This window comes from Streptomyces sp. NPDC046925, assembly GCF_040644915.1.
Lineage (GTDB): Bacteria > Actinomycetota > Actinomycetes > Streptomycetales > Streptomycetaceae > Streptomyces.
Window position 1 is genome coordinate 147,429 of record NZ_JBEYWZ010000013.1, and the last position, 11,332, is coordinate 158,760.

The following is an 11,332-nucleotide window of genomic DNA, read 5'->3' on the forward strand; positions in this document are numbered from 1 at the left end:
CTGTCCACCAGCTGCGTGGACAACCTGCGGCGACGAATTCATTGCCTTTTTCCTTCCTCCGGGGCCCTTTGCGCTGTCCCGCCGGCGAGACAAATTCCGTGAATGGCCGAATGGAGTGTCGCGCGCATTCCCCTCCGCCCACACCGGGTCCGCGGACCGGCGGCGCGGGCCGGCCGGTGGGGTTGAGAGCGGACCGGCGGGCCTGCATGCTGACGCCCCCGGGAACCGTCCCGCCGGCGGGACAAGGCAAGTCCGACGGCGCCCCGCACCGCACCGGGACCGGTCCGCGTTGACCGTCCCGTCCGCGTTCCGTGAACGTGAGAACGGTTCGACGACGTCAGCGACACAGGGGAATGACGCAGGGGAATGGGGAACGACGTGGGACACACCGGCGACGTGGGACACGCGGGCAGGGACGCGGACATCGACGCGGACGTGGTGATTGCGGGCGCCGGGCCGACGGGCCTGATGCTCGCCTGCGAGCTGCGGCTCGCGGGCGTCGATGTGGTGGTGGTCGAGCGGCTCGCGGAGCGGACGGGCGAGTCACGGGCCGGCGGGATCCACTCCCGCACCCTGGAGGTCCTCGACCAGCGCGGCATCCTCGACCGCTTCCTCGCGGTCGGCGAACTGCAGCCCGTGGGCCACTTCTCCGCCCTCTACCTGGACTTCGACGAGTCCGAGTCCCGCCACCCCTACCCGCTGATGATCCTGCAGTCGGCCATCGAGCAGCTTCTGGAGGAGCGTGCCGCCGAGCTCGGCGTGCGGGTGCGCAGGTCCTCCGAGGTGACCGGGATCGACCAGGACGAGACCGGTGTGACGGTCGGGATCGGTACGGCCGCCGCGGATCCGGAATCCGTGACGCTGCGCGCCCGCTATCTCGTGGGCTGCGACGGCGGGCGCAGCACGGTGCGCAAGCTGGCGGGCATCGGCTTCCCCGGCACTCCGGCGACGATGACCGCGCTGATCGGCGACGTCGAACTCCCCGATCTGCCCGAGGACTACGTGTGGGTGCGGCGCTGCGCGGCAGGCGACTACTCGGCGATCGCCTTCGAGCCCGGCTGGTTCCGGGTGATCGCGTCCGAGTACGACCGGGTCGCGGACCGCGACGAGGCCCCCACGTTCGAGCAGCTGCGGGAGTCGCTGGTCAGGATCGCGGGCACCGACTTCGGGATGCGGGCGCCGCGCTGGGTCTCGCGGTTCAACGACGCCGCGCGGCAGGCCGACCGGTACCGCGAGGGCCGGGTGCTCCTCGCGGGCGACGCGGCGCACATCCACTTCCCGGCCGGCGGGCAGGGCCTGAACATGGGCGTGCAGGACGCGGTCAACCTCGGCTGGAAGCTCGCCTCCGTGGTGCGCGGCCGGGCGCCGGAGACCCTCCTCGACAGCTACCACGCCGAGCGCCACCCCGTCGCGGAGCGCGTGCTTCACAACACCCGGGCGCAGTCGGCCCTGCTGCGCCCCGGCGCCCAGACGGACGCACTGCGCGAGGTGTTCGGCGCGCTCATGGTGTTCGACGACGTCAACCGGTACCTGCGCCACATGCTGACCGCCCTGGACATCCGCTACCCGGTCGACGGCGACCACCCGCTGGCGGGCCTCCGTGTCCCCGACGCCGACCTGAAGACTCCGGACGGCACCATCGGTGTCTACGACCTGCTGCACGAGGGCCGCCCCGTCCTGCTCGATCTGGGAGGCAGCGCCGAGTTGGCGGCGCTCGCCGAGGGCTGGGCCGACCGCGTCGACCTGGTCGACGCACGGAGCGAGGACGACTTCTGGCCCGTGCCGGCCATCGGCGACATCCCCGCCCCCGCCGCGCTCCTCATCCGCCCCGACGGCCATGTCGCCTGGGGGGCCGCCGACGACGAAGCGTCCGACGCCTCCACGCTCCGGGCCGCGCTCACCACCTGGTTCGGTCCGTCGCTGCGGGGGTGAGACACCGCCGCGTGGTGTCACATGACACCTGGCGGCCGGCACCACTCGATGCCGTGCGGCGCGGCGACGGGCCACTCGCATGCGGCACCATCCAGGCTTGCACCTGGCGTCAGAGTGCCGCCATGCTGACGTCATGGACCTCACCCCGTATGTCGACACTCTCCGCCGCGAGCTCGCGGTGGCCGCCGAAGCCGGCGGGGACGATGCGCGCGAGCTGGCCGAGCGGCTGACCGCTCCGCTGGAGTCGGCGACGCGTCTGACGCTGCTGAGCGTGCTCTCCGCGGCGATGGGCGAGATCACCAGCGAGCTCGCGCCGGGCTCGGTCGACGTACGGCTGCGCGGCCTCGACCCGGACTTCGTGGTGACGCTGCCGCCCGCGGACGTCGCCCCCGAGGAGCAGGCCACGCCGGTCGACACGTACAAGACCCCGGCTCCCGCCGACGGCGACGAGGGCGGCACCGCCCGCGTCAACCTCCGTCTTCCCGCCCACCTCAAGGCGCGCGCCGAGGAGGCCGCGAGCCGCGAGGGCCTGTCGGTCAACGCCTGGCTCGTGCGCGCCGTATCGGCGGCGGTCGACGGCGGCACACGACCGCGTACGGAGAAGACCCAGACCCTCGGCCAGAGCTTCACCGGCTGGGTGCGCTAGCCGCGCCCGCGCCCCTTCACCACCCCCACGCCCCGAAGACCCGAGGACGGTCCGGTCATGCCTACGTTCGACACTCCTGAAGCGATCTCGGTCACGGCGCGTGTGGACGCCGGTTCCATCCAGTACACCGCGGGCGAGCGCACCGACACCCTCGTCGAGGTCCGGCCCCGCGAGGCCAAGAAGGACCAGGACGTACGCGCCGCCGAACAGACCGAGGTCTCGTACGGCAACGGTGTCCTGACCATCAAGACGCCCAAGCCCAGCCTCTTCGGCCGCACCGGCACCGTCGACGTGACCGTCGAACTGCCCGCCGGCTCCCGCACCGACACCACCGGCGCCTGGACCCAGGTCATCGGCGAAGGCCGCCTCGGCCAGACCCGCGTCAAGACCTCCTCCGGCGACGTACGCCTGGACACCACCGGCCCGCTGCACCTGACCGCATCCCACGGCTCGATCACCGTGGACCACGTCGAAGGCGCCGCCGAGATCTCCACCAGCTCCGGCAGCCTGCGCCTGGGCACCGTCGACGGCACCGCCACCCTGAAGAACTCCCACGGCACCACCACCATCGGCACCGTCACCGGCGAACTGCGCGTACGCGGCGCCAACGGCGACATCGACATCGCCCACGCCGAAGACTCCGTCACCGCCGTCACCGCGCACGGCACCCTGCGCGTCGGCGAAGCCACCCGCGGCACCATCCAGCTGGAAACCTCCTTCGGCGCCATCGAAATCGGCGTCAGCGAAGGCACCGCCGCCTGGCTCGACGTCAGCTCCAGCTCCGGCCAGGTCCGCAACACCCTCACCGCATCCGACAGCCCCGACAATACCGAGGACTCCGTCAAGATCCGCGCCCGCACCAAGCACGGCAACATCGACATCCGCCGCGCCAAGCCCTGACCGCCTGCTACCCGGCCGTTTCCGTCCAGGTGACCGGCAGTGCGTGGACGCCGTAGATGTTCATGTTGGTCCTGAGCCTCACCTCGTCGGCGGGGACGGCCAGCTCCAGGGTCGGGAAGCGGCGCAGCAGGCCTGCGAAACCTGCGCGCATCTCGATGCGGGCCAGTTGCTGTCCGAGGCACTGGTGGACGCCGTGGCCGAAGGAGAGTTGGCCGCGCGCCTTGCGGTGGACGTCCAGGGCGTCGGGGTCGTCGAAGCGCCGGGGGTCGCGGTTGGCGGCCAGCATGGAGACGATGACGGTCGACCCCTTGCCGATGGTCTCGCCGCCGAGCTCGATGTCCTGCGTGGCATAGCGGAAGAGGACGTCGACGACGGACAGGTAGCGCAGGAGTTCCTCGACGGCATCGGGCCACAGGTCCGGTTCGGCGCGCAGCCGGTCCAGCTGCTCCGGGTGCTCCAGGAGCGCGAAGGTGCCGAGGCCCAGCATGTTGGCGGTGGTCTCGTGGCCCGCGAGCAGCAGCAGGAAGGCGATGCCCGTCAGTTCCTCGATGGTGAGGTCGTCGTGGCGGGCCAGGTCGGAGAGGATGTCTTCGTCGGGTTCGGCGCGCTTGCGGGTGACCAGTTCGGAGAGGTACGTGGTCAGGCCGGTGTACGCGGCCATCTTCTCGTCGAGCGAGATGTCCTTTTCCATGATCTTGCCGGAGTTGGCCTGGAAGGTCTCGCGGTCCGCGTAGGGGACGCCGAGCAGTTCGCAGATGACCAGTGAGGGCACCGGCAGCGCGAACTCCTTCACCAGGTCGACCGGCGGGGTCAGTCGCGCCATCTCGTCCAGTTGCCGCTCGGCGATGGCGACGATGTTCTCTTCGAGCATCTTCATGCGTTTGACGGTGAAGGCGCCGGTGAGCATGCGCCGCAGCCGGGTGTGGTCCGGCGGGTCCATGCTGATGAACAGGCCCGGCTCCTGCGGGGACGGCTCGGTGATGGGGGGCATGCCGGGGGCCTCGTACGGCAGATGGAGAACGCCGATGTCCTGGCGGGAGCTGAAGCGGGTGTCGGCCAGGAGCGTGCGGACTTCTTCATAGCCGGTGACTAACCAGCCCTCGTGCCCGTCGGGGAAGAGCATGGGGCTGACGGGGCGCGACTCGCGCAGCTCGGTGATGCGGCGGGGCGGGTCGAAGGGGCCCGCGTCGCGTTCCGTCGGGAGGCCGTGGGGGATGGCAACGGTTTGATCCATGACTCCACCATGGCACACCTTCAGTGCCATATCGAGCCACTGTGGCACCATCGTGTGCCGCGTCCGGAACAATGACCGAAAAAGCCGCCTCGGCGACATGCACGCCGAGACGGCTCAGGAGGGGACGACCAGGTGGAGTCGGCCGGGGTCACGCCCGCTTCTTGAACGTGGAGACCGCCCACACGTAACCGACGACGGCGAGGCCGACGCACCAGGAGACGGCCGCGATCGCGTCACCGCCCGACGGGTTGCCCGCGAGCAGACCGCGCAGCGTCTCGATGATCGGGGTGAAGGGCTGGTACTCGGCGAACTGCCGAACTCCGGCGCCCATCGTGTCCGCGGGCACGAACGCGCTGCTCAGGAACGGCAGCATGATCAGCGGCACGGCGGCCATGCCCGCCGACTCCACGGACTTCGCGGCCAGGCCCATGGCGACGGTGAGCCAGCCGGCCGCGAAGCTGAGCAGCACGACGACACCGACCACACCGAGCCAGTCCAGGGCGGACGCCTGCGGGTCGAAGCCCATCAGGAAGGCAACGCCGACGATCGCCGCGCAGCCCACCAGGGCGCGCACCGTGGTGATGACGACATGCCCGCTCAGCATGGCGCCGCGGGACACGTCCATCACCTTGAGCCGGTTGATGACGCCCTTGGTCATGTCGGAGTTCACCGCGGTCGCCGTGGCGCTCAGCCCGTAGCTGATGGCCATCACGAGCAGCCCCGGCGTCACGTAGTCGATGTAGCTGTCGCCGACGCTGAATCCGCCGCCGAAGACCTTGACGAACATCAGCATGATCACGATGGGGAACAGCACCGCGTTGAACATCGTGACGGGGTTGCGCACGTTGTGCTTCAGGTTGCGGCGCAGCATGATCGCCGAATCGGCCAACGGCGTCGAGACCGTACTCACTGTGCGACCGCCTCCTTGCTCAGGTGCTCGATGTCCGCGTGGTCGGCCGCCGCGTCGGTGCTCTTGCGTTCGGTCAGGGCGAGGAACACGTCGTCGAGGTCCGGGCGGTGCACCGAGAACTCCAGGGCGTCGATCGCGTGCGCGTCGAGCCGTCCGAGCAGCGCCCGCAGCGACTTGGTCTCGCCGTCGCTCGGCACCCGCAGGGTCAGCTCGTCGTCGTCCCGTGTCGCGTCGGCCAGGACCCGCGCCGCCGTGTCGAGTTCACGGAGGTCGGCGAAGCGGAAGCGGATGTGGGTGCCGGGGATCTGGCGCTTGAGCTCGTCGGCGGTGCCCTGGGCGACCAGGCGGCCCCCGTTGAGCACCGCGATCCGGTCGGCGAGCTGGTCGGCCTCCTCGAGGTACTGGGTGGTGAGGAAGATGGTGGTGCCCTCGGCCACGAGCTCGCGGACGATCCCCCACATCGTGCGCCTGCTGCGCGGGTCGAGGCCCGTCGTCGGCTCGTCGAGGAAGATGATCTCCGGACTGCCGACCAGCGTCATCGCCAGGTCCAGCTTCCGGCGCATACCGCCGGAGTAGGTGGCCGCCAGCTTGTCCGCCGACTCCACCAGGTCGAACCGCTCGAGGAGTCCGGTGACCACCTCGTCGGAGCGCACGCGCTTCAGGTCGGCCATCAGGCGCAGGTTCTCCCGGCCCGACAGCAGGTCGTCCACCGCGGCGAACTGACCGGTCACACCGATCTTGGCGCGCACCTGCTTGGTCTGCGTCGCCACGTCGTGCCCGGCGATCCGCACCGTTCCGGCGTCGGCGTTCATCAACGTCGTCAGGACGTTCACCGTCGTCGTCTTGCCCGCCCCGTTCGGGCCGAGCAGGGAGAAGATCGATCCCGCCGCGACCTCGAAGTCGACGCCGTCGAGCACGACCTTGTCGCCATAGGCCTTGCGCAGCCCTGAGACCGCAATCGCTGGACTTCTCATGCCTCCACTTTCCTCTCCGGTCCTTTCACTCATCGGTCAGCTCACATAGCGATCAGCTCACGTGGCGGTCGGCTCACGTATCGGTCAGGCGCTGACGCGGGCGCATTCCGCCTCGATCGCGTCGAGCACCTGACGGCCGCTGTCGACCAGGTACATGTGGTCGCCCTCGAATTCCGCATAGCTGAATTCAGCGGTGGTCGCGTCCCGCCACTGCTGCGCCTCCTCCGCGGTGACCAGACCGTCGACGCTGCCCCGCAGCGAGCAGATCGGCACGGACACCGGTTCGTCGGTGCTCGGTACGTAGCTCTCGTGCATCTCGCAGTCGGCCTGGAGCGTGGGGAGAATCAGTTCGCGCATCTCCGGGTGGTCGAGGGCCTCGTGCCTGAAGCCCGCGAACTCCTCGACCCTGGCGAGGAATTCGTCGTCCGGGAGCCCCGCCGCCCTCCGCTCGCGCTGCGTCCACGGCCCCGGCGACCCGCTGACGACGAGCCGCTCGACGTGAATGCCGCGCGTGCTCAGCAGATGCACCAGCTCGTACGCGAGCACCGCGCCCAGGCTGTGCCCGAACAGCACGGCCCGCGTCCCCTCGCCGAGGTCCGCGACGACGTCGTCGACGGAACTCTTGGCCGCCTCGACGACATTGCGGAACGGCGTCTCCAGGATCCGCCGTTCCCTGCCCGGCAGTTCGACCGCGGTCACGCGCCACCGGTCGCCGGCCAGCTCCTGCCATGGGTGGAAGAACGACGGTCCCGCTCCCGCGAACGGCACGCACAGCAGCGCCGTCCGGTCCTGTTCCCGTGCGGATGTTCCGGGTTCCCTCACACCGACCAACCCCTTCATTCGTTCGTTAGACGAGCTTGTTCTTGACGACCTCGAAGAACTGGGCCACGGGTCCGGGCATGTGCATTTCGTGGTGCGTGGCGTGCACGTCGTGTATTTCCAGGGAGCCGAGCACGTAGGGCCGCCACAGATGCCCGTACGACTGCTCCTCCAGCGTCGCGTTGAAATACAGCACGTCGCCGCGGTAGACCGGCGATTCGAAGTCCGCCATCAGGGACGTGTTGTTGGCGAGCACCGTCGACATGGTGTCCAGGAAGCCCTGCCGGTTTCCGGTGCGTATGTACTGGCTGAGGTCGTCCTCAAGCTCGGCCCGGTAGTCCGTCGAGTCCTTGCCGGCGTGCACCGTGGAGAATCCGTGGCCGCCGGGCTGGGCGTCCAGGACGGCCACGAGATGGACCTCGTGCCCGAGCCGGTCGAGCGCGTCCGCGACGGCCTGCACGACCGTGCCGCCGTAGGACCAGCCGATCAGGTCGAAGGGGCCCTCGGGCTGGACCTTCAGGATCTGGCCGACATAGTCGTCGATCATCTCCTCGACGGAGCCCGCCACCGGCTCGACGCCGTCGGAGCCGCGGGACTGCAGGGCGTAGGCGGGCCGGTCCTCGATGTGCAGCACGAAGCTGTAGTACGCCCAGCCGAGACCGCCGCCTCCGTGGAAGAACCACACCGGCGGCTTGCCCGTGCCGGGATCGTTGTTCAGGGGCAGGACGACCGCGAACGCGTCGGCCTCGTCGACGGGGGCGCCGCCCGCGAGCATCAGCGCGGCGAGCTCGGCCACCGTGGGGTACCTGATGATGGTCCTGATGGGGATGTCGATGTCGAACTCGCCGCGGACCCGGACGCTGAGCCGGGTGGCCAGGAGCGAGTGGCCACCGAGCATGAAGAAGTTGTCGTCGATGCCGACGTTCTCCAGGCCCAGGAGCTCGCCGAAGAGGGCGCACAGCCTCTCCTCGTAGGCGTTGCGCGGCGCGCTGCCGACCTCGGTGTTCGTCTCCTCGGCGGGCAGGGCCCGCCGGTCGAGCTTGCCGTTCGAGGTCAGCGGGATCTCCGACAGCGTGATGAGCGCGGAGGGCACCATGTAGTCGGGGAGGAACTCGCGCAGGTGCGCGGAGATCTCTTCCGCCCGGGCCGCGGCGCCGGGCTCGGGCACGACATAGCCGACCAGGCGCTTGTCGCCCTCCTGGTTCTCGCGTACGACGACGACCGCCGTCGCCACGTCGGGGTGCCCGGCGATCGCCTGCTCGATCTCGCCCAGCTCGATGCGGAACCCGCGGATCTTGACCTGGGAGTCGGCCCGGCCGACGTACTCCATCTGGCCGGTCCTGCCCCAGCGGACCAGGTCGCCGCTGCGGTACATCCGCTCGCCCGGCTCGCCGAAGGGGCACGCGACGAAGCGTCCCGCCGTCAGCTCGGGCCGGCCGTGGTAGCCGCGGGCCAGGCCGTAGCCCCCCACGTACAGCTCGCCGGTCACGCCGGGGGGCGTGGGCTTGAGGTGGTCGTCGAGGACGTAGGAGCGCAGGCCGGGGACCGCGCGTCCGATCACGCCGTTCCCGTGGTGGGTGACGGAGTGCTCGTCCAGGTCGATGCGGGTGACGTGGACGGTGGTCTCGGTGATGCCGTACATGTTCACGAGGACCGGCGCGTCGGGAGCGTGGCGCTCGTACCACTCCGTGAGGCGGTTCAGGTCCAGGGCCTCGCCGCCGAACACCACATAGCGCAGGGCCAGTTCCTGGTCGGAGGCCTGGGCGTCGGCCTGGATGAGCTGGTAGAAGGCCGACGGCGTCTGGTTCAGGACGGTGACCTGCTCGCGGGCCAGCAGCCGGCGGAAGTCGACGGGGGAACGGGAGACGTCGTAGGGGACCACGACCAGGCGGCCGCCGTACAGCAGCGGGCCCCACAGCTCCCACACCGAGAAGTCGAAGGCGTAGGAGTGGAAGAGGGTCCACACGTCGTCCGCGCCGAAGGCGAAGTCCTCGGTGGCGTTGAAGAGTCCGACCACGTTGCTGTGCGGGACCAGCACGCCCTTGGGGCGGCCGGTCGACCCGGAGGTGTAGATGACGTACGCCGTGTGGTCGGGGCGCAGGGCCGTGCGGCGCTCGGCGTCGGTGAGGTCGGTGTCCTGCTGTCCGTCGAGCGCGTCGGCCCGGTCGAGGTGGACCACGGGGAGGTCCGGGGAGATGTCGAGGGTGTCGCCGGTCGTGCTCGTGGTCACCAGGAGCACCGGCGCGGCGTCCTCGATCATGTAGGCGATGCGGTCGGCCGGGGAGTCGGGGTCGATGGGCAGATAGGCGCCGCCCGCCTTGAGCACCGCGAGCAGCGCGACGACCAGATCGGCCGAGCGCCCCAGGCAGACGCCGACGAGGGACTCGGGGCCCACTCCCCGGGTGACGAGGTGCCGCGCGAGGCGGTTGGCCCGTGCGTTCAGCTCTCCGTAGGTGAGCGCGGTGTCCTCGTGGGTCACCGCGACCGCGTCGGCCCGCTGCGCCGCCTGGCGCTCGAAGAGCTCGACGAGGGTGGCGCCGGGAGCGTCGGTGCCCGCCTCGTTGACCTCCACGAGGAGCCGCTCCCGCTCCCCCGCGATCAGTACGTCGACGTCGCCGACGCGCATGCCGGGGTCGGCGGAGAGCTGCTCCAGGACCCGTACGAGCCGGGCGACGATCACCTCGGCCGACGCGCGGTCGAACAGCTTGGTGGCGTACTGGAGGTCTCCGCGCAGCGTCCCCGTGTCGTCCACGGCCATGAAGAAGGTCAGGTCGACCATGGCGGTCGAGGGGATGGCCTGCTCGAACGCCACGTCAAGACCGGGGAGTTCGAGGTTCGGCTTCTCGTAGCTCTGCCAGGCGAAGATCACCTGGAACAGCGGCTGGTACGCCGCGGAGCGGTCGGGGTTGATCGCCTCGACCACCACGTCGAACGGCACGTCCTGGTGCTCGTAGGCCGCAAGGGACTTGTCCCGCACCTGCGCGAGCAGGTCGACGAACGTCGGGTTGCCGGAGAGGTCCGTGCGCAGCACCTGCGTGTTGACGAAGCAGCCGATCAGGTCGGCCAGCGCCTCGTCGTTCCGTCCGGCGATCGGCGAGCCGATCGTCACGTCGTTGCCGCCGCCGATCTTGCTGAGCAGGACGGCCAGCGCGGCCTGCATGAGCATCGACATGCTCGTTCCGCGTTCCTGCGACAGCTTCTGCAGGCCGGCCACGACGTCAGGACGCACTTCGAGGTCGACCGTGTCGCCGTCCGAACTGGCCTCCGCGGGCCGGGGCCGGTCCAGCGGCAGGTTCAGCGGCTGCGGCACCCCGGCCAGTTCCTTGCGCCAGTACTCGACCTGCCCGGCGGCCAGCGTGCCCGGCTCGGCCACGTCGCCGAGCACCTCGCGCTGCCAGACCGCGTAGTCCTTGTACTGGATGGGCAGCGGCTCCCAGGCCGGCGCCTTGCCGCCCCGCCGTGCGATGTAGGCGTCGAAGAGGTCCCCCATCATCGGCGCGCTGGAACTGCCGTCGGACGCGATGTGGTGGACCACGAGGACCAGGACATGGTCCTCCGGGGAGCAGCGCAACAGGCTTGCCCTGAAGGGGAGTTCGGCTGCCAGGTCGAAGCGGTGCGCGACGGCCTCGTCGATCACGCCGGTCACGTCGTCGGGCGCCACATCGACCACGCGCACCTCGGGCGACGCCTCGTCGGCCGACAGGATCCGCGGGTGGGGCTCACCGGCTTCGTCCGTCTCGTACGTCGTACGCAGGATCTCGTGCCTGCCGAGCACATCGCCGAGCGCCGCCACCAGGGCGTCCTCGTCCAGGGCTCCGGTCAGCCGGAAGGCCGCCGAGATGTTATAGGTCGCCGCTCCCCCCTCCAGCTGGTGCAGGAGCCACATGCGGCGTTGTGCGAATGACAGCGGAATCATT

General features: G+C 70.1%; 8 protein-coding genes. 3 read left to right on the forward strand and 5 right to left on the reverse strand.

Annotation, left to right across the window (positions count from 1 at the left end):
- The first annotated feature begins 378 nt into the window (after positions 1 to 378).
- From ABZ906_RS37020 to ABZ906_RS37030, 3 genes are all read left to right on the forward strand, one after another.
- A complete protein-coding gene (locus tag ABZ906_RS37020) occupies positions 379 to 1,932 on the forward strand; it encodes an FAD-dependent monooxygenase (RefSeq protein ID WP_361390269.1) in 1,554 nt (517 codons plus the stop codon).
- A gap of 133 nt (positions 1,933 to 2,065) precedes the next feature.
- Positions 2,066 to 2,578 (forward strand): hypothetical protein, encoded by a 513-nt coding sequence (locus tag ABZ906_RS37025; RefSeq protein WP_361390271.1) that lies wholly within the window; start codon positions 2,066 to 2,068, stop codon positions 2,576 to 2,578.
- Positions 2,579 to 2,635: 57 nt separating this feature from the next.
- Positions 2,636 to 3,478, forward strand: a complete 843-nt coding sequence (locus ABZ906_RS37030) for a DUF4097 family beta strand repeat-containing protein (protein ID WP_361390273.1) — start codon at positions 2,636 to 2,638, stop codon at positions 3,476 to 3,478.
- 7 nt (positions 3,479 to 3,485) lie between these two features.
- Here the strand turns inward: ABZ906_RS37030 and ABZ906_RS37035 are convergent, their stop codons facing one another.
- From ABZ906_RS37035 to ABZ906_RS37055, 5 genes are all read right to left on the reverse strand, one after another.
- A complete protein-coding gene (locus tag ABZ906_RS37035; protein WP_361197408.1) occupies positions 3,486 to 4,712 on the reverse strand; it encodes a cytochrome P450 in 1,227 nt (408 codons plus the stop codon).
- A 148-nt stretch (positions 4,713 to 4,860) separates the two neighbouring features.
- On the reverse strand, positions 4,861 to 5,622 hold the full coding sequence (locus tag ABZ906_RS37040; RefSeq protein WP_361197411.1) for an ABC transporter permease: 762 nt from the start codon (positions 5,620 to 5,622) through the stop codon (positions 4,861 to 4,863).
- Positions 5,619 to 6,596, reverse strand: a complete 978-nt coding sequence (locus ABZ906_RS37045; RefSeq protein ID WP_361390275.1) for an ATP-binding cassette domain-containing protein — start codon at positions 6,594 to 6,596, stop codon at positions 5,619 to 5,621. The genes ABZ906_RS37040 and ABZ906_RS37045 overlap by 4 nt, the downstream gene beginning before the upstream one ends.
- An 84-nt stretch (positions 6,597 to 6,680) precedes the next feature.
- Positions 6,681 to 7,436: an alpha/beta fold hydrolase gene (locus ABZ906_RS37050; RefSeq protein WP_361390277.1), complete on the reverse strand. Its 756-nt coding sequence runs from the start codon at positions 7,434 to 7,436 to the stop codon at positions 6,681 to 6,683.
- A 7-nt stretch (positions 7,437 to 7,443) separates the two neighbouring features.
- Positions 7,444 to 11,331 carry an amino acid adenylation domain-containing protein gene (locus ABZ906_RS37055; protein ID WP_361390279.1) on the reverse strand — a complete coding sequence of 1,296 codons (3,888 nt, stop codon included), beginning with the start codon at positions 11,329 to 11,331 and terminating at the stop codon, positions 7,444 to 7,446.
- Position 11,332 lies beyond the last annotated feature (1 nt).

What these genes read in the sequence shown, in the direction of transcription:
- ABZ906_RS37035 (WP_361197408.1), bottom strand. Translation starts at nt 4,712, where the DNA reads ATGGATCAAACCGTTGCCATCCCCCACGGCCTCCCGACGGAACGCGAC.
- ABZ906_RS37055 (WP_361390279.1), bottom strand. Translation starts at nt 11,331, where the DNA reads ATGATTCCGCTGTCATTCGCACAACGCCGCATGTGGCTCCTGCACCAG.
- ABZ906_RS37045 (WP_361390275.1), bottom strand. Translation starts at nt 6,596, where the DNA reads ATGAGAAGTCCAGCGATTGCGGTCTCAGGGCTGCGCAAGGCCTATGGC.
- ABZ906_RS37050 (WP_361390277.1), bottom strand. Translation starts at nt 7,436, where the DNA reads ATGAAGGGGTTGGTCGGTGTGAGGGAACCCGGAACATCCGCACGGGAA.
- ABZ906_RS37025 (WP_361390271.1), top strand. Translation starts at nt 2,066, where the DNA reads ATGGACCTCACCCCGTATGTCGACACTCTCCGCCGCGAGCTCGCGGTG.
- ABZ906_RS37030 (WP_361390273.1), top strand. Translation starts at nt 2,636, where the DNA reads ATGCCTACGTTCGACACTCCTGAAGCGATCTCGGTCACGGCGCGTGTG.